This is a genomic window from Vibrio sp. STUT-A11 (genome assembly GCF_026000435.1).
GTDB lineage: Bacteria > Pseudomonadota > Gammaproteobacteria > Enterobacterales > Vibrionaceae > Vibrio.
The window spans coordinates 1,522,267-1,548,274 of sequence record NZ_AP026763.1; the positions used below are offsets into that span (position 1 = coordinate 1,522,267).

Consider the following 26,008-nt stretch of genomic DNA (forward strand, 5'->3'; position numbering starts at 1 on the left):
GAACAACGTTAAGTTGAAACCCGTTGCTAGAGGGACATAAAGAGGTTTAAAGTTTTTTCAGGTGAACAATAAGCGCCGACTCAGGGTCGAGAATAGGGAGTGTTACCCCAATTTCTTTTAAGTTGTCACCACTGAGTACCAGAGTATTGTCTAGCCACTTGGGACGTTGTTTCATCAATTGGAAGCTGGTTTTTGGCATTTCAACAATCTTGATTTCGTAACGCGTGTTTTCATCCGCACAATTGACTCGCAGTGGGGATGGCAACGCGTAGTTTGGCATTGCCAACTGGCACACCGTAATCAGCATTTCTTGCCCGTTTTCTACGCCATAGATGTTCTGGTTTTGATCAGCAGGGTCGATACGGAAGGTACGTCCAGAATGCAGCAAATTGCGATATTGTTTATGCAGCTGAATGTAATGAGCGAAAGCTTGCTTTTCTTCTTTACATTCTCTTACAGGATCTAGTTCCACGCCCATGTGGCCACTTAATGCTGTCACGCCACGCATGTTGATCGCATGACGACGATTGGTTGAGTGACATTCGGCTGGACCAATATGAGCGCCCATCACTTCCGGTGGGAAGAAGTAGCTCATGCCACGTTGAATCGCTTGACGCTCCAGCGCGTCATTACAATCAGAAGCCCAGAAGCGGTGAGTGCGTTTCAATATTTCGAAATCAATACGGCCACCACCAGAAGAACAAGACTCAATCTCAACGGCAGGATGGGCTGCTTGAAGTTCATCTAATAAACGGTAAAGGGCTTTAGTTTGATCATGCACTGCTGGTTTGCTTTGATGCCCTGGTTGTACCAACTCGCGGTTCATGTCCCATTTCAGGTAACCAATGTTGTAGCGAGTCAATAAGTCGTTCAGACGGTCGAACAGGTAGTTGAAGCAATCTTGATTTTGTAAATCAAGTACGTATTGCCAACGGCCCGAAGGTTGGTCATAGCCTTGCAGACTTAACACCCAATCTGGATGTTGGCGATACAGGTTAGAGTCTTGGCTGACCATCTCTGGCTCAACCCAAAGACCAAACTCCATGCCTTGATTGTTCACGTGTTCGATAACAGGTTCGAGACCATTAGGGTATTTGGTTTCATCTAAATACCAGTCTCCAAGTCCCGCACGTTCGCCATCTCGGCCAATGAACCAACCGTCATCAATAATGAAGCGCTCAACGCCCATTTCAGCGGCTTCGGTAGCCATCTGCATAATGTATTCAGGCTTATGGTTGAAATAGATACCTTCCCATGTGTTTAGGTGAACAGGGCGTGGTTTATTGCTAGGAAACTTAACAATGTTGGCGCGAACAAACTCGTGGAATCGCTCTGAAATACCGTTCAAGCCTGAGGTGCTGTAGGTTGCGTATAGCCAAGGTGATTGGTACAGTTCACCACTTTTCAGGCGCTTTTCTCCAGACAGTAACAGCTCACCTGCTTGAACAAAACGACGACCATCACTACGAACGTCAGCACGCAATTGATGATTACCACTCCAGCCTAGATGGAAGCCCCAAACTTGCCCTAATTGCTCACTGAAGCCGTTGGTGCCAGCAAATAGTCCAGGGAAGTTTTCATGAGAGGTGCGACCACGGCGGTTTTCTTGCATAAAACCCCCATGCTCAAAGTTTAAGCGTTGAGTCTGAAACTCATGGCACCAACGTCCGTGGAAAGTCATCAGCTCGTTGGCATGGTTTGGAAGTGGCAGAGTAGAGGAGAGCTTACCCAAGCAATATTCGCCAGCAGCCGTGTTTTTAACGGTGATGCGTTTTTGTACCACGTCACTTCTAAAATCCATTTGCAGCTCTATTAATAACTCAAGTCCTGCAACGTCGTCTTGAAGCCTAAATGTTGCACTGTTATCGTCGTGTTCAATGGATTTGGTTTTGAATACTGGCGCCCAGTCATTGCCATTTCTATGCCCATCAATTCCCGGCGCATTGAAGTGACCACTACCTAGTTCTGGACATAGTGAAAGTGGGACATCAACATCGAGACGAGCCTGAGAAATAGGGCGCTCTGTTGATAACATTAAATCTGGATCGATTTGCGCGATCTTTGCTCCCCAATGAAGGATTTCAGGAACACGATCAACTTTAATAATCATGCTGTGATTCTTGGATTTTAGGTGAACGATTCTTTGCATTTTATTTTCCTGTTTACGCAAACATTCAATTTAAAAATAATAATGCGCTTATTAAGTTGAATTTCGACATAACTGCCATTTAAGTGTGATCTAGAGGAGGATTTTGAGTTTAAATTTGTGCCATGGATCGATTGTTTTCGGAAACATTAATTGATGTTTGTGTGACACTGTTCACGAGGGGGGACGCTTGAATTTGTTATCGTAGATGAAAAATAAAAATTGGAGAACACCATGGCTGTTACTTTTAAAGATGTCGCACGTTTAGCGGGGGTTTCAACACAAACTGTATCACGTGTAACCAATGGTGCAGATAACGTGGCGGAAGAAACTCGTAAACGAGTGAATAATGCGATCAAAAAGCTTGGCTACGTGCCGAACAAAGGTGCACAAATGCTTAGCCGAGCCAAATCACGCATTATCGGCATTGTCTCTTTGGATATATCGCTGCATGGTGTGGCATTAATCGCCAACGGCATTCGTAACCAAGCTCACGAGATGGGTTATGCGACTGCGCTGACAGTATTAAGTGAAAATTCCATAGATGAATTTCGAGGAGCAATTCGAGAACTGATCGCTCAACAAGTTGATGTCATTATTATCAATGCGCCCGTAGCACGAGATACGGCGGAGTGCCTTGTCGAGCAGTTCAGTCAACTCACAATGGTATTTATTGATGTTCCTGAGGGGACATTGGTTAATCACGTAAGTTGTGACCACAAAACGGGAGCGTACCTCGCCGTATCTCATTTGATTAATCAAAAGCGCGAAGCTTTTGTGTGTATTTCAGGGCCAGAAGCATCGACGGCCTCGATGCTACGATACAAAGAATGGGGGGCCCAAATCCAGCAACATGGGCTTACACTAGCTGCTTTCTACGAGGGTGATTGGCAAGCCGCCAGTGGCTACAATGCAATTAAAGATGCAGTGCTAAAAGGTATATCTTTTGATGCGGTCTTAGTCGCCAATGACCAGATGGCGCTGGGCGTATTGTGTGCGCTTTCCGAAGTGAGCATTAATGTTCCTAAAACCGTGTCCGTAGTTGGGTTTGATGGTATTCAGGACAGTCAATTTTTCTCACCTCCTTTGACAACGGTTAAACAAGACTTTAACGAACTCGGGCGTAAGGCGGTCAAATTGGTCCTAAGCCAGGTGGAGAAGGGAGCGGGAATTATCTCTGAAGTATTGCCCGTTAGTTTGGTGGTGAGGCAAAGTTCAGGTGAAAAATTGAATGCTTTGTATGATAAGCAGTCAGTGCTTAATTATCTGGAAAACATTCGTCGCCTATTGCCCTAACGCGGAGATTTACATTCAGGAACAGTTTTTATGAAGAAAAATCACCCACCAATGAACGTGAGCATTGGTGGGAATGGCCCAAGGAGGGAGTAGCGTCGGCCATATGTAACTTGTTTATATTTGATAACAAGCACTGTTTTTTCTTCAAATTAACAGTCACGAAAAATGAAGATAATATTAGTTGATTAGTCTTTGCGTTTCGCTCTTGCTTTTAATTAGTTAAATGCACGAGCTAATGTGCCGTTCCCTTCGCACAAATACTTAACGGAATGACTGCTGACAAAGACGGATTCTCCTGCTTTTAGATGTATTTGATCCTGCTGGTTGGAAATGGTCACATTTCCTTCAATACAAAATAGAATCTCTGGACTGCGAACGAATTGTATGATGTTTTGATTTGCGACAGGCACAACTTCAAATCCAAAATCATCAACTGGAATTGGGTAACTTAGTTTTCCGTTTTTATGGATGGGATCAAGTTTTATATGTGCTGGATCAATGGGTATAAACGTCGTATTTTCAATCAGCTCTGGCACATCTATGTACTTTGTGGTTAAGCCTGCGCGTAGCACGTTATCTGAGTTCGCCATAATCTCTAAGCCGGTGCCTTGAACATAGGCGTGTGGTGTTTCCGCATGCAAAAACATAGCTTCACCAGGTTCAAGCTCAATGGTGTTTAGCATCAATGGTGAAAACAAACCGATATCATCGGCATAGTACTGACGAAAATCTTTAATATAACCATAAGCCTCACGAGCTATAGCTGTTTTTGCTGGGCGCTCAAGACTCGTGTAAAGCTCTTCCAGTGCTTGTTGCTTGCGTTCACCTTCCAGAGACATAATTGCAGAAAAAAAGCCTTTGAGACCGTCACTGTTTGGAGACGCTCTTAATGCACTGATTTCTGCTCTAAGCGTTGTAATATTCGCTTGCTCAAACAAAGTTAAAATTTGTTCTATTGGTCTGAAACCATTCATCGCTTTGTAAAAGGTCAGCGCATAAACTAGCTCTGGCTTATGGTTTGGATCTTTGTAATTACGGTTTGACGCGTTAAGTGGAATACCTTGTTCATTTTCACGAGTAAAACCCATTTCAGCTTTGCTTTTGCTTGGGTGAACCTGGATTGAGAGTGGCATTTCTGCGGCCAACACTTTAAACAAGAAAGGCAGCTCGCCAAATCTTTCCTTTGTATAGTTTCCCAACGATTGAACTTTGTTCTGGTTTATTACATCGGATAGCAATTCATGGGTTTCGGCTTTACGCGAGCATCCGTTTGGGTGTGCGCCCATCCAAATCTCAGCTTGGGGTGAGTTGTCAGGGTTTTCTATACCAAAAAGTTCTTTAATCGCATCACGACTGCCCCAAGAATAGTTTTGAATGGTATTCTCAAGCTTAAAAAATAAATTTTTCATAGTGCAATCCTCTTTAGATTAACGTTTTACCTAGTTTGAGAGTTGCAGCAATATTTCTTGCTGTTCTTATCAAATTTGCTTCGGCTTCTATCAGGACTTGTGAGAGAGACTGAGGGCTGCGCACTGAGCCAAATACGCTATCAATATGTGAGTAAAGCTTGTGAATATCTGTCCCCAAAGAGCCTGCTATTGCGATCACAGGGACATCTTTTTCTTTGGCATACTTTGCAACCCCCCAAGGTGCTTTACCTTGTATAGTTTGGTTGTCCATTTGCCCTTCACCAGTTATAACGAGGTCCGCACTTTTGATGATGCTCCTGGCATCTATAGCTTCCAAAACCATATCTATACCAGGCTTTAATTGAACGTCGAAAGCTAACGACAAACCTAGTGGCGTCCCTCCAGCAGCCCCATATCCGGGAGTGAATAATGGGTCGAATTGCTTGTTAGGTGAAACGAAAGAGGAAAAAGTCATGAGACCGGTATCTAACTTGTCTATATCAGCCACCGAAGCACCTTTTTGAGGGCCGAACACATGACTCGCTCCGTGTGGACCACACAACGGGTTCGTGACATCGCAGGCCACTATCATCTCAATATTTTGACAACGAGAGTCGAGACCTTTTAGATCGACTTTGCTAAGCCGAGATAAATCTCCTCCCCCTCTAATCAATTCATTACCTTGAGAGTCATATAGGTGGCCTCCAAGTGCTTGAATGATACCTGCGCCTCCGTCATTGGTAGCGCTTCCCCCCAAACCAATGAGAATTTTACTCACACCATGGTCCAGAGCGCTTTTAATTAACTGACCCGTACCGTAGGTAGATGCAAAAAGAGGGGCGCGTTTTTCTTTCGTGAGTAAGTCTAGCCCTGAGGCCGCAGCAACTTCTATGAGTGCGGTGTTGCCGTCATCTAACAAAGCCCAGTGTGCGTTGACCCATTCACCCGTTGGTCCTTCAACTTGCGTTTTCTGCAATGAGCCACCTAAGCTTTCCAGTAGCACATCCACAGTTCCTTCACCGCCATCCGCGAGAGGAAGATGCACGTATTCAGTATTTGGAAATGAGTCGCGAAAACCCCGTTCAATTGCAGAGCAAACCATCTTAGCGCTGAGTGATTCTTTAAAAGAATCTGGGGCGATTACAATTTTCATGAAGATTCCTTAAGCTCCGCATGTCGCGGAGCTATGGTTAACTTAAAATTTCACTTGGAAAGACTTAACCTGACACGGTTTCAGCATGCCGAACGATGCTGTGTCTACCTCATTTGGTAGCACTTTTTCGTCTAGCTGTGTTTCTTTCCATGAGGCCACTTTTGAGGTGAACGTCACTGTGTCGTTAATCACGTCGCTTTCTGATGGGTTGTAAACGCGTAGGATGAGCGCATCTTCGTCTTCTGCTTTCTTCAATACGCTCAATACTGCGCCGTCTTGCGATTTGTTCAACAAGCTGTGTGTTAGTGGCAGGTTTTGCTCGCCAACGTTGAGCTTCATTGCGTTGTAAGGAATTTTGTTGTAGCACTGGATTGGAGTCACGTTGTCACGCGCCGCTGCCATGACGTTTGCTTCGATGTGGTTTCCTGCGAAACCGAACAATGCGAATTCACAAACAATCTTGCCGCGTACTTGTGAATCTGGCGTTGGGATCTTGATACCAGATGGACGACCCGGACGAAGTAACAACTCTTCTTTACCCAACACGCCGACACCACGCAGAAGGGTTAGGGCGAATGTGTCTCGCTCTTCATTACCTTGGCTTGAAATCACTTCAAACTCACGCAAACCGTTGCTCATTAACGCCATACCACCTTGTGCGTTTTCAACCGCGGCAAAGTTCATTAGCTGGTAAACTGGTACAGGCGCTTCTTTCCAGCCGTCTGCTTCCCAGTTCGCCATTTCTGGATCGTTGGTTGGGCGAGTGATCAAGCCGAACTGGTTATCCGCTACCACGGTTTCCGATACAAACGGTGTTGGTACTAGTACGCGTACGCGGTGGTCGTCAGCGTGGTTGTCCAGCTCCATACGAACTTCAATACGGCGTGTACCTTGTTTCAGAACCACTTGGCAGTTCACATCTAGGTACCCGTTTTGGCCTGTGCGCTCTTCACGTTGTTGTAGGTTCTCAGGCAAGTTCATGCGTAGCTTGATGGTTGCGACAGACTGGAAGCCTTCGTGCTTCACATTCACTTCTACATCGAACTCGTCAGAGTACAGTAGCCACTCTTTACGAGAAGGCGAGTAGTCGTATTCGTCGCCATCATCAGAGCCGTCTTCAATGCGCAGCGCTTGCTCGTAAAGATGCTCAGTCTCTTTGTCGAAGATATTCAGAGTACCGTTTGCATTTACGTTGATGCGATAGAATTCATTCTCAAGAAGGAACTCTTTTTGCTCAGCCACTTTTTGCGAGCCTTTCTCGTTGGCTTTAATGTGTAGGGTTGTGAAGCCCATGGCTGGCACTGAATACTTGATTTGAATGTCGTACTCGATAAACGGGTCGTAGTTACCGTAATGTACGATCTGACGGTCAATCTTACCTGGGTCAATGATGCGCTGGTCTTGAATGAAGTACTCAACTGGTGTGCCATTTTCATCAAAGATATTGAATTCTTCTGCTCGGATTGTGATGGTGGTGTTGACCACCTCTTCACGAGCGTATGGAGATAGGTTGAATAGCGCTAACTTGTCGCAGCCTTCGCGTGTTGGCATGTGGTCAACAATCTTGCGTTTGTAGAAGTTGATCAGGTTGGTTGCCATGTCGTCAGCAAGGATGTAGCGATTTAATATCTCGGCGTGCACTTTGTCTGAGCAGCAGCAGCCAATTGAATCGTGAGCATGATTCTTCATGCTCTCCTTCCACATTTTCTCGATCAAGCCGTGGTGGTATTCAAATCCGAGTGTCCAAGCGATAGACGCTAACGGCTCTAGGATGTTGACGATCTTATTCTCGACTTCTGCGTGGATGAGTTTGATGTCCATACGAGTTGAAGAGATAGTGCGATGCACACGCATGTATTTACCGTCGTTGAACTCGCCTTTGATGGTGTCAAGTTGCTCGCGCTCGGCTTCAATACGCTCGAACGCTTCTTCAAAACGGCTCATTTTGAATTCTTTATCTGGGTAGATTTCACGCAGCTTATCCATCACCTCGAAGATGTCTTTTTGGATAGGCATTTGGTCGTGACCGTTTGGTAGTAGAATGTCTTTGGTTACTGACGGCTTTTCTAGTACAGGAAAGTATTTATCTAGACGGGCGCGAAGACCTTCCTCGTCTTGCGGTAGATATTTACCAATGGCGTAACCCAGTGGCAATATTTGCGCTGATACTTCACTACCGTCGTTTGATTGCCATAAAAACTCGGTTTTATCTGTGCCGTGGCGCTCTGAACAACCACGCCAGAACATGGCTCGCGTAATACCGAAACCGTTGTAGATAGCGGGGAGCTGAGAACTCATTGAGAATGAGTCTGGCAGGTAACCAATCTTCATAGGCTCGCCCAACGCTAGACAGTCGCGCAATCCGTAAAGCATGTTGCGTACGATAGATTCGCCAGATACTTGCATCGTATCCGTTTGAGAGTACCAAGGACCAACAATCAGTTTACCTGCTTGTACGAGTTCACTTACGCGATCTTTATTTTCTGGTTTGATAGCGAAGTAATCTTCCAGAACTGCGGTTTGACCGTCTAGAACGTAGTATTTGTAGTCTGGATCGTTTTCCAGACGAGTCATGATTTCTTCCATGTTGTTCACTAGCAGAATGCGAGACTCTTCTGTAGTGAAATACCATTCACGATCCCAGTGCATGTGAGGAGTAATATGAACGCGAGATGTAGTCATAACTTTTACCGTCTTAGGCAATAATTGCCGTTAATTTGTTTTAAAATTGATTGTTTTCCATTCGCTTTTGCGGCATTTAAGTTTGCCAACGAATATTTAGGGCGCAGTAATCCCGCGCCCAAAGCTCGAGTTGAGCGAATCTATGAGTGATTCGAATTAATTTTGTGCAGTAGCCTCAGTGGCAAATTTGCCCTTTTTTACAGCATGTGCTCGCCACATAATGAGGGTGATGGTCGAGATGGTTGCACCAACCAGCGCAGCGCTAAACCAGATTGCTGCGGCAGTGAATGCGCCCAGACCAGCATCATGCAGTAGGAAGATTGAGAAAATACCTGCGCCTGGAGTTGATAGACCGATACCAGCTGCACCTACCATTGCCCCTGTTACAACAGAGCCAAGAAGGAATGAGCCAATAACACGAATTGGATCTTCAATTGCCATTGGGATAGCACCTTCTGTGATGCCAGCAAGACCAAGCAACCACGTTGATTTACCCGTTTCGATTTCAAAGTCCTTGAATAAGCGAGGCGCAAGCAGAGTTGAAGCCGTTACTGTGAACGCCGATACCATTTTGACCGAACCAAAGATGGCATACGGACCGTAAACACCGTTCGCCATTGCACCCAGACAAAAAGCGTAAGCCGCCTTGTTTACGGGACCACCAAGGTCGAAAGATACGAACAAGCCAATCACCGCACCCAGAAGTAGGGCGTTCGTGCCAGACATACCGTTTAGCCAGTCAGTCAAACCTTGGTTTAACCAAGCTACGGGTTTACCGATCACGAACAGCATGAGTGAGCCGGCAACCAAAGTACCAATAACAGGGTATAAGTAGAAAGTTAGGAAACCATTGAATGCAGGGTTTAGACGTACATTTTCTTTTACCCAACGCATGACGTAACCTGCAATCAAACCACCGACAACGCCACCAAGGAAGCCAGAGCCGATAAGGTTGGCTGCGATACCTGCTGCAAAGCCAGGTCCAAGTGCTGGTTTATCTGCCAATGAGTAAGCCGTGTAAGCTGCCAGTACAGGCACCATCAATGTGCCTAGTAGACCGCCACCTAGCTTGCGGTACATCCACAACCAAGAGCCTTCTTCAGCATACAAATCTTGTAGGTTGAACATTTGCGCTAATAGTACGGCAACAGCAAGCACGGTACCGCCTGCAACGATTAGAGGAACCGCGTAAGAGATACCTGATAGCAACGCTTGTTTCAATTCCGTTTTAAGCGGTAGCTTTTTCGGTTTATCGTCTGTTGCAATCGCTGCGCCAGCAGTTCGGCCTGCTTTACCCGCTTCTACTGCTTCGTTAAGAATGCGTTCAGAGTGTTTGATTGGCTCTGCTACAGGTACTTCAACGCGAGGAATGCCTTCAAAGCGCTCTAACTCTTTGATCGCTACTTCTGCCGCGAAAACGACCGCTGTTGCACTGTTGAGCTGTTCGGCAGTCAGACGATCTTCGATGCCGTTTGCGCCTTGTTTTTCAACGTGAACGTTATAACCGAGCTTCTTACCTGTCTTTTCAAGGTACTCTGCTGCCATGTAGGTGTGAGCTATACCCGCTGGGCAAGCTGTGACACAAACGATTGTTGGCGCATTTGTATCTAATTCGCTGTCCTTATCTTCTGGTTCGCCTTGTCCGTCAAGTAATGAAATAATTTGTTCTACATTTGTAGCATTTAGCACAGCTTCACGCACGTCATCATCAACTAGGGTTGTGGTCAGTTCGGTCAGCAAGTGCATGTGCGTTGAACCTGCTTCTGCATTTGGAATAGCAATCAGAAAGATCAGATTTACGTCTTCGTCTTCATCTAGACCTTGCCACTTTAAGTCTTCTTTTAGTGTGGCTACGGCAAATGCTGCTTCTTTTACTGCATCCGTCTTACCGTGTGGCACTGCTAAACCTTCACCTAGTGCCGTCGGTCCTTGCTCCTCACGAGCAAACACCGCTTGTAGGTATTCTTCCTTGTTATGCAGTTTGCCTTGCTGGTTTAACTGCTCGGCAAGTGCACGAATCGCTGCGTCACGACTTTCGAACGTCGTTTGTAAGTTTATCAGCGATGGGTTTGTAAGAGAGGTTAATTTCATAACGTTTGTCCCATTGTCACATTCGACATTGTTGAACATTCAACAATAGCTATAATAATACATCTTAAGTACAAATGATCCGTGATCATGATCGCGTTTAAGTTATAATATGTATTATTGTTGTATTGTTTGTTGTTCTGTTATGCGAACAAATACTTGTCATATTGACCTGATTTCGTATTATATGGGTCGTAAACCAAATCTTTTTGCAATGATAGTTCATCCTAATGTAACTGGTTTAGAGTTATCTCAAACAAGCTTATTCGAACCGTTATTTGTATTGTTTTTAAAGAGGTAAATATGGCCAGACTGCCAATGTATCGTCAGATAGTGAATGCAATTCGTGAGAAGATCATTAAGGGCGAATACAAAGTAGGAACGGCACTTCCTACCGAAGCCCAACTGCGAGAATCTTTTTCTTGCAGTCGAGTAACGGTTCGCCAAGCATTAAAGTTACTGATAGAGAATGGTGAATTGGAAAGTGTGCAGGGCAGTGGAACCTATGTAAAAGAAAACAAGATTAACTACGATATTTATCAGCAGAGCAGTTTTGCGGAAAAGTGGGCGCATTTAAATGTGATGACGCACAGTGATGTTTTAGCGTTTGAAATCACAAAAGCTTCACTTGCCATGGCGGACTTGTTGGATATTGGTGAAGGCGATAAAATCTTTTACGTGAAACGTGTTCGTTATTTGGATGACAAGCCAATCACTGTTGAAGAAACGTGGTTACCGACGGACATGTTCCCTGATCTGACCTATCAAGTGATGCAAGGCTCTAAATACCACTTTATCGAGAAAGAAAAGGGGATGGTGATTGACCGCAGTGAGCAGGAAATTATTCCAATTTTGCCTCCGCAAGAAATTGCTGAGCTTCTGGACATCGACCCTGCTCAACCGATCATCGAAAAACGCACTCGTGGTTTCTTACAAGGTGACGTGGTGTTTGAATACAGTCGCAATTACTTCAAATCGACCGACTACAAATTTACGTTGGTTGCCAAACGACACCGGTCATAACAAGTGCGGCTCGAAGAGCTTGAATCGACAGTGGTAAATGAATCGTTGTGATGATCTGTACCATTAAAACTGGGCACCGAATTAAGCGACTTCCCATACCTGTAGTTATTCATGAATCGCTAATTTAGAAAAGTCGCTGGCAAACTTTTGTCCAAAGAGAGTTTAAACAGCTTTCTTGCACGAAAGCTGTATCTCTAGTTTTAATGCGATGTTTGAGGCGTTCAAGGAACCTAATTTGGTATTGTGGTGTTACGTGTGTTTCTCTCAATCAGGGTTTTAAAATCAAGAATTTTTCTCTGATTTCTGAGCTTAGTCATGGCTTGAGCGTCATCCACCACACAAATCCCAGCGGCGGTGTTTTGACAAAATTTCGAAGCGAGGCAGCGCACCTCTATGACGGCGGCTTTATCGCGACGGTGCGCTTGTAAAGTCAGGAGCGATTTCGATTCGTCATATTCAATAAACTCGTAGTCGCGGAACAGTAAAGCAAAACTCACCGCCGCTGCTTCGACGTCTGTAGCGGGAACGGTGGCGTAATGGCTTCGGGTGATAGGCACGGAGCGAATCGAGAAATCCTCATTGAGCAACACCGATAAGTTTGGATGCATGTCAGCAATATGGCCTTGAATGTAGTCTCTGCGTATATCTTGATAAAATTTCTGGTATTGGAAGTACGAGAGCGTAATGCTGTGGTTAATATCCCATTTGTTATCTCGCAGTAAATCGCTAAAACAATAATCATCAATCTTCAACAGTTGCTTGAAGTTGTCAAAACCACCCAACGTCTGTTGGATTTGTATTTGGCTCACCCCACGTTCGAGCAGGTCAGTTTCATTGAGATACGGTTCAGTGCGTAATATCGTGGTGACCAGTTCAATTAGACCGATGTCCACGGCACTGATGCCTTGCATCAGAAGCGGTGCAAAGTAGTCTGAGTGGGAGTAAGCCAGACCGTCATCGAGTGCAGAAATGACGCTGAGGCGTATTGGGTTAGTCATCATCATGGTTAAACTCCTAATTAAGAGAAAAGGGGACGTGTCAGTATTGGGGTAGTGTAATAGCCTCGATAGGTCAGCCAGCGGAAGTAAAAACGAATGGCGTCGATACGCTGTTTTTGCTCTTTGTAGCATATGATCGATTGGCAGAGTGCCTTGCGATATTGGCGAATGTCTCGCGTCTGTATGTATAACCTTCCATTGCTGTTGGAGTGGTTGCCATCAACGAAGCGTAAAAACTGATGAAGGTAGTCTGCAATCTGATTGAGCCTGAATCGAGACATCCCTGAATGCTCGCGCTCTTCCATCAATTCATTTAACCAGTTGAAGTATGGAAAACGAATGTCCTCTTCTGCAATGCTCAAGTCGAGAGGGGGCAAAGTTGGGAAATCGTCTGTTGACGGTTTGTGTTTGTAAGCACGAATCACAGGAAAATGTTTAGCCATTAAATGGATTTGCACTAATAATTGCTGACTCAATGACAGAGAGTCGGGAAGGTCATGGGGGATGTTTTGGAAAAAGCATTTAGCTTGTAAGAACACTGCTTTCGCTCTGCTTATTGCATGTTGCGGTTCATCTGTTTTCAGTGCCACAAAATAATGAGACCTAGTGTGGCCTGAGATTCTTAAGGATAATGGCGGAGTGATTTTGACTTGATAAATGCCATGCTGATTGGTGGAGATATGATGGGCGCGAAGCTGGTGGTGTTGTTTTATTCCGATGTTTTCATTTTGATGAGTCACGGTTTGGCGTCCCTTTCGACGTAAACGGTGCAGTGTTTGCATTTCACCAAAGCGTGGATGTTCGCTGATGGGTTTCACTTCTAATTGGCTTAAGTGAGTTTGATGTAAGTGTGAATGCGACATGAAGACTATCCTTCTTAGCTGAATTTAGGGTGCAGAAAGCTGCACCCTAAACTGGTTGAGGGTGTCATAAGTGACGGTGAGTTAATTAGTTGGAGCTAAGCCGTTTAGGCTCAGCAGTAATACCTCAGGTAGAGGTGGGGTATCACGCGCTCCGTCTACACTCGGTACGGTACTGTCCTGCAATGGAATAGTATTTACCTGTCGATTCGACGATATATTCACTCCAGTACTGATGAATCTCATATCGCTCATTGAGATACAACGCACTGTTGTATGAGGCACGAGTAGAATTTGCATCCAAATGAGCAAGACACATTTCGATGGCATCTACTTTGAAGTTAGTGCTCTCGTTGAGGTAGGTGCTTGCGATGCCTCGGAACCCATGGCTGACTAAGCGTCCTTTTAACGTGGTGAGATTTAATGATGAATTCACTGCATATGGACTAATGTGTGGAAATTTAGTGTTCTGTTTATCAGACGGAAATACATGCGCCTGGTCCCCTGAAATAGGCCTCATAAACGCCAATAAGCCAAGCGTGTATTCGTTCAGGGGAACGAGATGCTCACGCCCACCTTTAGTGTAAAACTTAGGCACCGTCCAAAGCTTCAACTTAAAGTCAATGTCACACCATCGCATCGCGGCGAGTTCAAACGCACGTGTCATCGTGTGCAGTTGCATTTCAAACGCGCAGCGAGTGACTAATTTCATATTGTGGTTTGACATGGTAGCCATTACCTCTGCTAACTCATTGGGAGGGACAGCAGGCATATGCGTTACTTTTGGTTTAACAAACTCATGTTTGATATATGCTAAGCAGTTACTCTTGATGTAGTTTCTATTAAGAGCAAAATACATGACTTGATTAACAAAAGTACAAGCGCGTTTTACGTTTTCTAGTTGTCCTTTTGCTTGAAGTGGTTTGATGACTTCAATTACGGCGGTTGTGGTAATAAAGCTCAGGGGTATGTGGCCTAGCTTTGGGTATAAATGACGCTTCAAGAACAAGCGCTTTCGATGACTTGTTCTCACCTTATTCATAATGCGCTTGATTTCTTCTTCACCAAAATCTGTACCATTAATTTCGGCTTCCTTTTGAGCTTCTTCAAGTAACTTTTTACGAGTAGTCGTTTCTTTTCCTTCGTCTCGTTCAAGCATAAGCTCGGCAACCGACTCAAAGGTAAGCTCACTGACAATGGCACCGTCAAGTTTTTGCTTATCACGATAGATTTTCGGGTCAATGTTATTTGCCATCTGTTCACGAAGCTTTTCTGCTATTTTTCGGACTTCGGCGAGTGCTAGGCTAGGGTATGAACCAAGCCCGATTTTTTTACGTTTTTTTGTGTTAGATTCTGTGTAGATAAATAACCAGTTTTTAGAGCCATTATTACGTATTCTTAAGTAAAGGTTTCCACCATCCGATAGCGTGTATTCTTTATCAGTTGGCTCTGCATTTTTAATTTGTGTGTCTGATAATTTAAAGATAGCAGCCATGCTGTTACCCTCCTTTATTTGTGTATGTCCCCTGAACTTATCAATCGGTTTAGGGGTACGCAAGGGGGTACTAGAGCTGTGAGATGTAGTGAGAAATAATGATTGTTAAAGAGTGTTATTCTATTTTAAATCAAGTGGTTAGGTGGTTATGTGAGAGTTGCTGAGACCTAGTGATTCGTGTTTGGAGATTCTCAAGAGGGATTCGCAACGCGTGGCATTTTTACTGTGCGTTGAATTTAGTGATTAAGGTGGTTTGCGGCGGCTTCGGTATTGCGTTGCTCACCCCTTAGCAGGGCGTTAGCACTATTAGGAGTAACGTTGAACGTTCAGAATATCAAAAAGAATCAGAATGGTAAGTTTGTCGCTGATGTCCACTATGACAGTGGAGAATACTATTTCACGACTCAAGAATTTGAGACTTATGAACTTGCCGAAAACTGGATTTCAACTTGGTCAGATTGGGCTAATCAGGTGTGCCTTGGCACGATTGATAGTATTTACTACATAATTCAAGTCCCTGACACATGGGCTGGACCACATGAAAATGCCCATCCATTCCAAGGACTGTTCGTCAAAATCGGGCGCTCGAAAAATGTATTGACGCGATTGAGAAACTTACAAACCGGTACTTTTGGTCAGTTAGTAATTGGTGCGCTTGAGCCTGGTGGCTCCAAGCGAGAAACGGAATTACATAAAAAGTTTGCAAGGTTACGACGCCAAGGTGAATGGTTTTCTTGTAACCAAGAGCTATGTGATCATATTTTTAATACTTGGTATCGAAACAAAATGTTGCCACCTGAGCATCAACACGAAATGCTTAGGTTGGCGGAGCGTATTAACGCATATAAGCACGTTAAGAAGTTACTCGGCAAAACTCCTGACACGATTAATCCATCACTTGATGAGGATTGGCATGGGGTAACGTTTGTAGATTTGGTCTATAGCTCATTAGCAAAACCAAACAAGAAATAGTGCTAACAAACAATTTAAGAGGGATTCCCAACGCTTGGCATTTTTGCTTCTACTTCAAATTTAGTGGTTACGGTACAATGCTTTAGGTTGGGTGGTAGCGTTGCTCACCCCTTAATTGGGCGTTAGTTTGCAAGAGGAAAAACGCAGTTATATCGCAAGATCTAGTGGTTAAAGCTCAAAGTCGAAATTGTTGTATCGGTGTTCAATTTCAGTGTTAACTAGCGTGGTGAAAATTCAAAATTGGCATCGTTTCAACGTTTGACCTGTTCTTTGGTGCGGCGACTTTTGGGTTAACTGAGTTGAACTTTTTTGCTGAAACTCTGCTCGTTGAGTTTGTTGGTACAAAAGCCGATCATTTCGCTGAAATGACGTTTTCTCTGGTGTGGTAAGTTCACGTGGTTTCAGTGACTTTGTGGAAAGTCCGCATTGTGAGATTGGTTTTCCAAAAGCGCTTTTTGGTGTTGTTAGTCCGTTTTCTACGGCGTTGTTTGTTCCAAGTGGTTTCATTGAGCAGCCGCTTTGAGACTACGCCTGACTTAAGTGCATCAAAACACATGAAGTGTATTGTTTGCAAAGTTTAAAATAACGTAAAATCAACGCTTTGGGTTTGCAAACTAACAAGCTGCTCAAGAGGGATTCGCAACGCGTGGCATTTTCACTATGCGTTGAATTTAGTGATTAAGGCGGTGTGCAGAGGCTTCGGTATTGCGTTGCTCACCCCTTAGCAGGGCGCTGGCGGATCCCCTCATAATTCACCTAAGCCACAAGTGTGTGTGAGACGTTGATATTCCAACATAGCCCAATGATATTGGGATCCTTTTATTTGGTATCTCCGATGACAACGTACCTCTTTACCCAGTCTAGGGATGGATAGTACTCGGCGATGTTTGATGGTGTTGGCTTGGAAGTCATAATGCCATTGAGCTTGCATGGCGATTAAGCCATTCCACCACATGATGATTTCTGCCATTAGCGCCATGAGCAGCAGGATATCGATACGATTCGTACAGCGAGTTCGATTGTGGCGCAGTGCCAATCCGTAAGCGGGGCTTTTTAGATCTCGAAACGACTCTTCAATCTGCATTCTTTTGGCGTATAAGCGAGTGATTTTAACGCCATTCAATACCTGATTGGGGATGTTTGTTACTAGAAGCCAAGGCTCTTTTGCACCTTTGTGGAATACTTTTCCTGCTGAATGCTTTTGGCAGGTTCGGCTGTGTCGATGGGGTTTTCTGCCTTTAGGTTGACTCTTGTATAAGTAGGCAAAGCATGTGAGCGGCGAACGCCGTGCTAATTGGCTTTCCCCTAAAAACTGCGGCGTGTCAGTTGCCTGAGGATAGAAGGTCTTGTTCCATTGCCAAGGTGCATCACCACATTTGATCGAGACTTCGCCACGTACGCGTCCCAACCAGAACCAACCTTTATTGGCGACTTGCCGAAACCATGTATTTCTAAATCCAGCATCCGAGACAATGATAGGAGTGCAGCCTTCGGGCAGGAGCGTTTGAAGCTTATCGAGAAAGTATTGATGGCTCTTTGGAGAGTTGTAGTTTTTGTATTCAAACGCCTGCTCATAAAGCGTGACGGCTCGACCTTTAACGGCGACTGAAGCGCGCAATGTCATATAACGTAGCTGCTCACGAACATCTGACCAATCAACGAGCACCACAGGAAAAGGGTTGGCACGGGTAATAAAGGACGCATGCCACCTATAAATGGCGTCTTTTTCACGGTGTAGGTTGCGATTACCGAGCAATCGGTCGATACGTTTAATCGCATGCTTTACGGTGGTATCGGTGTCGAGTGCGCGCCCAATTTTGGTCAATGTGAGATCAGAGCCGTCGAGTACAGTTTTGGTTGCAAGCATCAGAGATCTCAGTCGTTTTTTGTGAATGTCAGGGCATTGATTCTCGAGAGTTTGCTGTAGAATTTGAATGTCGCGCATCGTTAGGGTTCCCTATTAAATCCATTTAATCAGGTGTGTTTTTGGCGAAATTCATTAGATCAGAATGAGCGATGCGCGTCTACTCATTGTTTTATATAGAAATTATGAGGGGATTCGTAAGAACAGGGCGTTATAACACAAAATCAGGCTATTGCTCAAAATGGCTAGTTGAACTATTATTTGTACATTAAATTGTACCGTTAGGAGTTCAACATGAGCCGCATCCACTTTGATCAAGATATTCAGCCTTTGTCTGAATTTCGTGCTGGGGTAACGTCATTTATTAAGCAGATTAACGAAACTCGCAGACCATTAGTAATCACACAACGTGGTAAGGGTGTTGCAGTTGTCCTTGATGTTGCAGAATATGAAGCAATGCAAGAGAAGATCGAGTTACTGGAGGAAATGCGTACTGCTGAAGCACAGCTAGCTTCAGGTTTAGGTGTTTCTAATGAAGATGCTCGCGCTCAAGTGTTGGGGCGTATTAAGAAATGAAAGTAGTCTGGTCACCACTAGCATTACAAAAGTTAGGTGATGCAGCCGAGTTCATTTCACTGGATAACCCAGTGGCGGCAGAAAACTGGGTTAATGAGGTTTTCGATAAAACTGAACTACTCTCAAGTATGCCTGAAATGGGGCGAACGGTTCCTGAACTACCTCATACCAATTATCGCGAAATCTTGTTTGGTCACTATCGAATCATTTATAGCCTCAGCCATGAAATTCGTGTCCTCACTGTACGAAATTGTCGTCAAATGCTAACTGAAAGTGACGTGTAGCAATTGTGTTATAACAAAGCGTTTAAGACAGATTCCCAACGCATGGCATTTTTCATTCTATCGTTGGGTTTTGCGTTTACGGTGGTATGGTTAGGTTTTGTGGTGGCGTTGCTCACTACTTAACGCGGCGTTATGACTCAATATGGAGATTGGTCGCAATAGAGTGTTTGACTGATTTATGAGCAAGTTTGCTTTTGTTACTATTCGGGAACAGGTTCAACAATCTCAGGCTCTTAAAATGCTGGATACTTACTTGTCCAACACTAAAACTCTTCTCATCGAGTTTGTTAAATATTATCTAGCTGCGGTTGTCGTTATTGGCCTGAAAGGTGAGCTATTCAATATCGCCTTAAGGGTTTGGTCTGATAATCAAATGTCTTTCTATGGTGGCGGTTTGTGGCAAATTACCTTGGTTTTAGCCTTCTTCGTTACTTGCTGTGTGTTGTTTAATAGGTATTGCCCGGAATAGTCTTCAAAATTGCGTCATAACAAAGCGTTTAAGACGGATTCCCAACGCTCGGCATTCTCGGTTTGAATCAGCTTTAGTGTTTACGGCACAATGGGTTAGGTAAGGTGGTCTGCGTTGCTCACCACTTAACGCGGCGTTAGCAGTACACGGTGGTAAATCAGTATGGAACATGACAAATCGAGATATTTTTTCTACGAGCCTGAAAATTCGATTCGTCGTGAGTCGATGTTAATGAACAAATTATTGTTTGATCTACAGTTAGCCTATGCGATGCAGGGGTATTACCTCAAAGCTTACCGTACTGATGTAGATGATAATGGCTATGACTTAGTCCTTGATTCTGAAGATATAAGCAGAAAGGTTCAGGTCAAATCAACAATGGTTGATTCCTCCACTAAGTCTTGGGATATAGCTAAGGGTGTACTGCGTCCCGAGCTTCACCAAATGCGTAAGCATTCTATGTGGTCTAATTTGACTGCGGGTATTGGTGGGGGAGTAATTTTGCAAGAAGTCACATTGAACCAAGATGACATTGATGTAAATTATTACTATACCGATTTGGTTATTCTCTCGCTCTACTGCTTTGAGATCATCGGGAACAAAGTGAACTATAAAAGTGCTCGTAGGGTTATAGGTGAGCTTCATCATGAACATTTTCATGACAAGGTAGCACTTTCAAAAAGCTGCTTTCTCAAGCTTAAATCACCGTCTGCTTTGCTAGAGTTAATGGGATTTACTCAAAGTCGAATGTATGGAGATATTATTTACAAATTGCAGTGTATTAATGATCCAAAATATCGTTCAGCGCCACACGAGTACTATCGAGAAAAAATTGTACAGCTGATAAATTCAGTAAAGTACTGCTAACAAACAATTTAAGAGTGATTCAGCTCGCTTGGCACTTTTGGTTTGGGTCAGTTTTAGTGATTACGGCGTTCAAATTGAGTATTGTGGTTGCGTGCTTCACACCTTAATTGGGCGTTATACGTTCTAAGGAGGAACGGTGGTAGTAATATATGGAATCAAAGAGTATTTAAACCCGATAAAAGCTGAATTATCTGATGTAATTCAAGCCTCTATGACACAAGTGTTGAGTCTGCCCGAAAGTAAGCGTGCTCACAGAATTGTTCCACTCGATAAGTCTGACTTCTATTATCCAGAAGGTCGCACGGATGCTTATACAGTCATTGAAATCAATATGATGGAAGGTCGTAAAGCTGAAACTAAAAAAGCTCTGATAAAGGCACTTTTTGCTAATATCGAATCTAGCTTGGGCATTTCTCCTGTAGACATCGAAATTACGATCAAGGAGCAACCACCGCACTGTTGGGGTTTTCGTGGCATGACTGGAGATGACGTTAAGGACCTGACATATAAGGTAAATGTCTAGCTGTGGTCATGGTGGAAACAAACGTATAACAAAGCATTTAAGAGTGATTCGCAACGCTTGGCAGTTTCGCTTCGCTCAAGTATAGCCAAGCGTCGCTCACACCTTAATGCGGCGCTGGCGGATCCCCTCATAATTCACCTAAGCCACAAGTGTGTGTGAGACGTTGATATTCCAACATAGCCCAATGATATTGGGATCCTTTTATTTGGTATCTCCGATGACAACGTACCTCTTTACCCAGTCTAGGGATGGATAGTACTCGGCGATGTTTGATGGTGTTGGCTTGGAAGTCATAATGCCATTGAGCTTGCATGGCGATTAAGCCATTCCACCACATGATGATTTCTGCCATTAGCGCCATGAGCAGCAGGATATCGATACGATTCGTACAGCGAGTTCGATTGTGGCGCAGTGCCAATCCGTAAGCGGGGCTTTTTAGATCTCGAAACGACTCTTCAATCTGCATTCTTTTGGCGTATAAGCGAGTGATTTTAACGCCATTCAATACCTGATTGGGGATGTTTGTTACTAGAAGCCAAGGCTCTTTTGCACCTTTGTGGAATACTTTTCCTGCTGAATGCTTTTGGCAGGTTCGGCTGTGTCGATGGGGTTTTCTGCCTTTAGGTTGACTCTTGTATAAGTAGGCAAAGCATGTGAGCGGCGAACGCCGTGCTAATTGGCTTTCCCCTAAAAACTGCGGCGTGTCAGTTGCCTGAGGATAGAAGGTCTTGTTCCATTGCCAAGGTGCATCACCACATTTGATCGAGACTTCGCCACGTACGCGTCCCAACCAGAACCAACCTTTATTGGCGACTTGCCGAAACCATGTATTTCTAAATCCAGCATCCGAGACAATGATAGGAGTGCAGCCTTCGGGCAGGAGCGTTTGAAGCTTATCGAGAAAGTATTGATGGCTCTTTGGAGAGTTGTAGTTTTTGTATTCAAACGCCTGCTCATAAAGCGTGACGGCTCGACCTTTAACGGCGACTGAAGCGCGCAATGTCATATAACGTAGCTGCTCACGAACATCTGACCAATCAACGAGCACCACAGGAAAAGGGTTGGCACGGGTAATAAAGGACGCATGCCACCTATAAATGGCGTCTTTTTCACGGTGTAGGTTGCGATTACCGAGCAATCGGTCGATACGTTTAATCGCATGCTTTACGGTGGTATCGGTGTCGAGTGCGCGCCCAATTTTGGTCAATGTGAGATCAGAGCCGTCGAGTACAGTTTTGGTTGCAAGCATCAGAGATCTCAGTCGTTTTTTGTGAATGTCAGGGCATTGATTCTCGAGAGTTTGCTGTAGAATTTGAATGTCGCGCATCGTTAGGGTTCCCTATTAAATCCATTTAATCAGGTGTGTTTTTGGCGAAATTCATTAGATCAGAATGAGCGATGCGCGTCTACTCATTGTTTTATATAGAAATTATGAGGGGATTCGTAAGAAGCGGGCGTTATGTGGCAAAGAGGAAATATGGAAATTTCATTGTTAGCGGAACATCCGCATGAAGTGTCAAAAATAGCTAGTTGGTATTTTCGAGAATGGGCATCGAAAGTACCTAATGTCACGGAAAAAATGGTGCAAGAAGATATTGCACTTAAAGCGACCAACCAAGCAATGCCTTTAAGTATTGTTGCACATGAAAATGGAAGCCTTGTCGGAACCCTAGAGCTTAAGTTTCGGGAAAATAAAAACTACCCTGACTATGAAAACTGGGTAGGTGGTGTCTACGTTGCAGCCGAACATCGTGGAAATGGAGTTGCCAAAAAGCTGTTGAGTGAAGCTAAAAAAATGGCAGTAGACTTTGGGGTAAAAGCCCTTTACTTACAATGTGAAAGTAAGAACGTAGGTTTGTATCTTGGGCAAGGTTTCACTTCACTTCATCAATCTACGAGTAATCAGGTTGAAACGACAATAATGGTGTGGCACGCAGCCACATAACAAAGCGTTTAAGAGGGATTCTCAACGCTTGGCATTTTCAGTTTGATTCGGCTTTAGTGTTTACGGCACAATGGTTTAGGTTAGGTGGCAGCGTTGCTCACCCCTTAACGCGGCGTTATACGCTTATCAGGACAATCAAAAAGGAGCAAGGAAATGAATCAGCATGAAAAACTTAATTATGTTGAGTTTGGCGCAAAAGACTTAGAGTCGACAAAATCATTCTTCTCTTCAGTTTTCGGTTGGGAGTTTGTCGACTACGGACCTGAATATACAGCTTTTTCAAATCAGGGATTAGACGGTGGTTTCTTTAAAGCCGATTGTTGCAGCCAAACTAATACCGGTGGAGCACTTTTGGTATTCTACAGCTCTGACATAGAAGGTACTCTAAGTAAAGTCGTTCAAAGTAGTGGTGAAATCATTCGCCCTATATTCGAATTTCCTGGTGGTTGCCGTTTTCATTTTCTAGAACCAAGTGGGAATGAGTTCGCAGTTTGGTCGGAAGCCCGCGTATAACAAAGCATTTAAGAGGGATTCACAACGCTTGGCAGTTTTGGTTTGAATCAGCTTTAGTGTTTACGGCACAATGGTTTAGTTTGGGCGGAATGCGTTGTTCACCCCTTAATGCGGCGTTATGTGAATGGAGGTAGAAATGTCTTCTGTGCCAAGAAATAAGGATGAATTGGAGTTAGCTATAAACTCAATATTTCCGAAACTCATGGCTGACTATCGTTCAATTCCGGAAAGCAAAGCTCGCAAACCTGGAGTAGAGGGAAACGTCAAAGGTACAGTCATTAGCGTCAGTGATACAGTGGCTTACTTGATTGGATGGGGAAGACTCGTTCTTAAATGGCATCACTTAAGATCTCAAAACCAACATGTTGATTTTCCGGAAACTGGTTATAAATGGAACCAATTAGGTTCACTCGCTGAAAGCTTCCACGAAGAGTATCGTGAGTGGAAATATGATGATTTACTCATTGAGCTAGAGTCTACGGTTAACGAGATACTTTTACTCATTTCAAGCTTAAGTGACCATGATTTGTATGGTGTTGCGTGGTATGAACAATGGACTATGGGGCGCATGATTCAGTTCAATACATCATCGCCTATGAAAAATATGCGCACAAAAGTTCGACGTTTCAATCGAGAATTCACATAACAAACAATTTAAGAGTGATTCGGCACGCGTGGCATTTTTACTATGCGTCGGTTTTAGTGATTGAGGTGGTATGCGGCAGCATAGGTATTGCGCGCCTCACACCTTAATTGGGCGTTAGTACTGGATTGGCATCAACGGTAAAATTTTCGGTGTTTATCGGTTTCTTTTCCTTGCTTTGCACCTGATCAAATGTGCCTTTCACGTTCTTTCCGGTGGCACTATATGTGTAGAGTTTGTTGTCACTTCACTGTTTACGGTTTCTAACTTTCGGGTTATTTCTTTGGTGTGGTTTCTTTGATGTTGGGAAATTTTCGTCAAAAACTGAGTTTTTCTGTCGCTGTCGTTTAGTTCTGAAGCCCGTATCCTTTGTTAATTTGAAAGCGGTGAAAATAGGGCGGTTAAGCAAGTTTTTCTTCTCGCCAACTTGCGTTTTGAGATTGAGTTCTAGTTTGGCAGTTGTCCCTTTATCTTCCGCGTTTTAAGCCAAAAGTTTCGTGCAATATTTCAATAACTTGGCTTGTGCCAAAGGTTAACGGGCAGCGTACTAACAAACTGTTCAAGAGGGATTCACAACGCGTGGCATTTTTACTATGCGTTAGTTTTAGTGATTAAGGTGGTATGCGGCGGCTTAGGTATTGCGTTGCTCACCCCTTAACAGGGCGTTATGTTTACTTGTATTTCAATGGCTTAAAATTCTTCGATCTCTGTTCTTTGTCCCTTTGGCAATTCATTCGAGTTACCACAGCAAATCTGCATTGTCAGCCCAAATTCGTGAATCTCTCAGCCAGTAAAACATGCCAATATTCGTGGGTTGCTTCATTTGCAGGTCGTGTCGGATGGCTTTAAGTGTCACTGGCTCAAAGTCGCTTTGAGTGTATTTTCCACGTAGCATGTTGGCTTGGCAGTTGCCTCGGCAATTTGCCATTGTACTGCGCTATAGTTGGAAAGAGAGGGCGCTTGTTGAAGCTAAGTCGGGTTGCCTCATTGGGCAGGGAAGTGGAATTACTTGTTTTAGGTTGGTCGCCTTTGGCGGCCAAGTCGGTTCTTGCCTGTGGTTTAGCTCATAAACCTAGTCAGAAATAGCAGTTCTTTCTCAAGTAAATCATGTGTTTGTGGTAAAACATAACAAGCAATTTAAGAGGGATTCCCAACGCTTGGCATTTTTGCTTCTACTTCAATTTTAGTGATTACGGTACAATGCTTTAGGTTGGATGATAGCGTTGCTCACCCCTTAATTGGGCGTTAGTTGCCAACGAGGAAAACGCAGCTAAAACAGAATGTTTAGGTCTAATAGTTCGTATGCTTTGCTCGATTCTGCACTTCGAACTTCGGGATCTTGGCTCGTGGGAATTGAGCTTCGATCTTTTCCTAGTTTGGTTTGCCATTTCAGAAGCTGGTTTACTTGTTGAAAGTCAGCTCTGTGGCATTGTTTCTCCAAAAGGCCTTTTTGGTGTTGTCAGTTCGTTTTCTACGGCATTGCGTGTTCCAAGTGGTTTCAGTGACAAACACTTTGAAACTGCGCCTGATTTGAGTTTTTCAAAGTACATAAAGCTAGCGTTGGCAAAGCGGTAATAAACTCCAAACCTAAGCTTTGGGTTTGGCAACTAACAAAGCATTCAAGAGGGATTCACAACGCTTGGCAGTTTTGGTTTGAATTAGCTTAAGTGTTTACGGCACAATGCTTTAGGTCGGGTGGAATGCGTTGTTCACCCCTTAATGCGGCGTTATACAACAAGGAGGAAAAATGAAGAGTTGTCCAAAATGTGAATCTACGAAAGTAGATAAGTTAAACTATGGGAAAAAAGCAGGGGCAACTGTAGGAGGCGTTGGTGGCGCTGCTGGAGGTGCAGTTGCAGCTACGGGAGGTGCTGCTGCTGGTCTCAAAGCAGGGCTCGCTCTAGGTGCTTTCGGTGGGCCTATCGGAGCAGCATTGGGCGGCACTATTGGCAGTATCGCTGGAGCTGTAGCAGGCGCAGTTGCAGGAGCTGGTACTGGTGCAGCAGCCGGAGCCGTAGCGGGTAAGGTCATTGATGACAATGTATTGGATAACTTCGAGTGTTTAGATTGTGGTTATAAATTCAGCGAAGATTAGCTTGCTTGTATAACAATCTGTTTAAGAGTGATTCGCAACGCTTGGCATTTTTGCTATGCGTTGCGTGTTGTGTTTAAGGTGGTATGCGGTAGCTTCGGTATTGCGTT

24 protein-coding genes are annotated in these 26,008 nt (G+C 44.2%); 13 read left to right on the top strand and 11 right to left on the bottom strand.

The annotated features are described in order from the left end of the window. Positions 1–46: 46 nt before the first annotated feature. Positions 47–2,149 (bottom strand): alpha-galactosidase, encoded by a 2,103-nt coding sequence (locus tag OO774_RS07190; protein ID WP_264905806.1) that lies wholly within the window; start codon positions 2,147–2,149, stop codon positions 47–49. Between the two features lie 231 nt (positions 2,150–2,380). Between OO774_RS07190 and OO774_RS07195 the strand changes: the two genes are divergently transcribed. Beyond that, positions 2,381–3,442, top strand: coding sequence for a LacI family DNA-binding transcriptional regulator (locus OO774_RS07195; RefSeq protein WP_243978667.1), 1,062 nt, complete (start codon positions 2,381–2,383; stop codon positions 3,440–3,442). Positions 3,443–3,657: 215 nt separating this feature from the next. Here the strand turns inward: OO774_RS07195 and manA are convergent, their stop codons facing one another. The 4 genes from manA to mngA all read right to left on the bottom strand — a co-directional run bounded on the left by manA (position 3,658) and on the right by mngA (position 10,777). After that, a complete protein-coding gene (manA, locus tag OO774_RS07200; protein WP_264905809.1) occupies positions 3,658–4,851 on the bottom strand; it encodes a mannose-6-phosphate isomerase, class I in 1,194 nt (397 codons plus the stop codon). Between the two features lie 13 nt (positions 4,852–4,864). Next, complete coding sequence (locus OO774_RS07205; protein WP_264905811.1) at positions 4,865–6,004, bottom strand: glycerate kinase; 1,140 nt, start codon at positions 6,002–6,004, stop codon at positions 4,865–4,867. 42 nt (positions 6,005–6,046) lie between these two features. Next, positions 6,047–8,686: a mannosylglycerate hydrolase gene (gene mngB / locus OO774_RS07210; RefSeq protein ID WP_264905812.1), complete on the bottom strand. Its 2,640-nt coding sequence runs from the start codon at positions 8,684–8,686 to the stop codon at positions 6,047–6,049. A gap of 156 nt (positions 8,687–8,842) precedes the next feature. Further along, positions 8,843–10,777, bottom strand: a complete 1,935-nt coding sequence (mngA, locus tag OO774_RS07215) for a PTS 2-O-a-mannosyl-D-glycerate transporter subunit IIABC (protein ID WP_264905813.1) — start codon at positions 10,775–10,777, stop codon at positions 8,843–8,845. Between the two features lie 300 nt (positions 10,778–11,077). Between mngA and OO774_RS07220 the strand changes: the two genes are divergently transcribed. Beyond that, the gene (locus tag OO774_RS07220) at positions 11,078–11,797 is read left to right on the top strand and encodes a GntR family transcriptional regulator (protein ID WP_243978656.1); all 720 of its coding nucleotides are present in this window, start codon (positions 11,078–11,080) and stop codon (positions 11,795–11,797) included. Positions 11,798–12,027: 230 nt separating this feature from the next. On the opposite strand, the gene OO774_RS07225 is transcribed toward OO774_RS07220, so the two are convergent. From OO774_RS07225 to OO774_RS07235, 3 genes are all read right to left on the bottom strand, one after another. Then, complete coding sequence (locus OO774_RS07225) at positions 12,028–12,801, bottom strand: hypothetical protein (RefSeq protein ID WP_243978654.1); 774 nt, start codon at positions 12,799–12,801, stop codon at positions 12,028–12,030. Between the two features lie 14 nt (positions 12,802–12,815). Continuing rightward, positions 12,816–13,658 carry a hypothetical protein gene (locus OO774_RS07230; RefSeq protein ID WP_243978653.1) on the bottom strand — a complete coding sequence of 281 codons (843 nt, stop codon included), beginning with the start codon at positions 13,656–13,658 and terminating at the stop codon, positions 12,816–12,818. Between the two features lie 142 nt (positions 13,659–13,800). Beyond that, entirely contained in the window at positions 13,801–15,213 is a 1,413-nt protein-coding gene (locus tag OO774_RS07235) for an integrase arm-type DNA-binding domain-containing protein (RefSeq protein WP_264905814.1), read from the bottom strand. Between the two features lie 255 nt (positions 15,214–15,468). Here OO774_RS07235 and OO774_RS07245 point away from each other — a divergent pair, with 255 nt between their 5' ends. Continuing rightward, positions 15,469–16,122 carry a GIY-YIG nuclease family protein gene (locus OO774_RS07245; RefSeq protein ID WP_264905815.1) on the top strand — a complete coding sequence of 218 codons (654 nt, stop codon included), beginning with the start codon at positions 15,469–15,471 and terminating at the stop codon, positions 16,120–16,122. A gap of 745 nt (positions 16,123–16,867) precedes the next feature. Here the strand turns inward: OO774_RS07245 and OO774_RS07255 are convergent. Further along, positions 16,868–18,067, bottom strand: coding sequence for an IS4 family transposase (locus OO774_RS07255; RefSeq protein ID WP_263837029.1), 1,200 nt, complete (start codon positions 18,065–18,067; stop codon positions 16,868–16,870). A 213-nt stretch (positions 18,068–18,280) separates the two neighbouring features. Here OO774_RS07255 and OO774_RS07260 point away from each other — a divergent pair, with 213 nt between their 5' ends. The 5 genes from OO774_RS07260 (at position 18,281) to OO774_RS07280 (ending at position 20,705) form a co-directional block, all read left to right on the top strand. Next, positions 18,281–18,562: a type II toxin-antitoxin system Phd/YefM family antitoxin gene (locus OO774_RS07260; RefSeq protein WP_011080399.1), complete on the top strand. Its 282-nt coding sequence runs from the start codon at positions 18,281–18,283 to the stop codon at positions 18,560–18,562. Beyond that, complete coding sequence (locus OO774_RS07265) at positions 18,559–18,846, top strand: type II toxin-antitoxin system RelE/ParE family toxin (RefSeq protein WP_053815743.1); 288 nt, start codon at positions 18,559–18,561, stop codon at positions 18,844–18,846. The genes OO774_RS07260 and OO774_RS07265 overlap by 4 nt, the downstream gene beginning before the upstream one ends. A 178-nt stretch (positions 18,847–19,024) precedes the next feature. Next, the gene (locus OO774_RS07270; RefSeq protein ID WP_264905825.1) at positions 19,025–19,315 is read left to right on the top strand and encodes a hypothetical protein; all 291 of its coding nucleotides are present in this window, start codon (positions 19,025–19,027) and stop codon (positions 19,313–19,315) included. Positions 19,316–19,477: 162 nt separating this feature from the next. Then, positions 19,478–20,182, top strand: coding sequence for a hypothetical protein (locus OO774_RS07275; RefSeq protein ID WP_264905827.1), 705 nt, complete (start codon positions 19,478–19,480; stop codon positions 20,180–20,182). Between the two features lie 136 nt (positions 20,183–20,318). After that, complete coding sequence (locus OO774_RS07280) at positions 20,319–20,705, top strand: tautomerase family protein (RefSeq protein WP_045595986.1); 387 nt, start codon at positions 20,319–20,321, stop codon at positions 20,703–20,705. Between the two features lie 127 nt (positions 20,706–20,832). Here the strand turns inward: OO774_RS07280 and OO774_RS07285 are convergent, their stop codons facing one another. Further along, complete coding sequence (locus OO774_RS07285; RefSeq protein WP_263837029.1) at positions 20,833–22,032, bottom strand: IS4 family transposase; 1,200 nt, start codon at positions 22,030–22,032, stop codon at positions 20,833–20,835. Positions 22,033–22,182: 150 nt separating this feature from the next. Between OO774_RS07285 and OO774_RS07290 the strand changes: the two genes are divergently transcribed. The 3 genes from OO774_RS07290 to OO774_RS07300 all read left to right on the top strand — a co-directional run bounded on the left by OO774_RS07290 (position 22,183) and on the right by OO774_RS07300 (position 23,809). Next, a complete protein-coding gene (locus OO774_RS07290) occupies positions 22,183–22,650 on the top strand; it encodes a GNAT family N-acetyltransferase (RefSeq protein ID WP_264905830.1) in 468 nt (155 codons plus the stop codon). A 153-nt stretch (positions 22,651–22,803) separates the two neighbouring features. Further along, the gene (locus tag OO774_RS07295; RefSeq protein WP_264905831.1) at positions 22,804–23,163 is read left to right on the top strand and encodes a VOC family protein; all 360 of its coding nucleotides are present in this window, start codon (positions 22,804–22,806) and stop codon (positions 23,161–23,163) included. Positions 23,164–23,299: 136 nt separating this feature from the next. Beyond that, the gene (locus OO774_RS07300; RefSeq protein ID WP_264905833.1) at positions 23,300–23,809 is read left to right on the top strand and encodes a ClbS/DfsB family four-helix bundle protein; all 510 of its coding nucleotides are present in this window, start codon (positions 23,300–23,302) and stop codon (positions 23,807–23,809) included. A gap of 736 nt (positions 23,810–24,545) precedes the next feature. On the opposite strand, the gene OO774_RS07315 is transcribed toward OO774_RS07300, so the two are convergent. Further along, entirely contained in the window at positions 24,546–24,734 is a 189-nt protein-coding gene (locus OO774_RS07315) for a hypothetical protein (RefSeq protein ID WP_264905836.1), read from the bottom strand. Positions 24,735–25,108: 374 nt separating this feature from the next. Here OO774_RS07315 and OO774_RS07320 point away from each other — a divergent pair, with 374 nt between their 5' ends. Further along, positions 25,109–25,381, top strand: a complete 273-nt coding sequence (locus OO774_RS07320) for a hypothetical protein (RefSeq protein WP_346015259.1) — start codon at positions 25,109–25,111, stop codon at positions 25,379–25,381. A gap of 172 nt (positions 25,382–25,553) precedes the next feature. Then, on the top strand, positions 25,554–25,901 hold the full coding sequence (locus OO774_RS07325) for a hypothetical protein (RefSeq protein ID WP_188052772.1): 348 nt from the start codon (positions 25,554–25,556) through the stop codon (positions 25,899–25,901). The last annotated feature ends 107 nt before the right edge of the window (positions 25,902–26,008 follow it).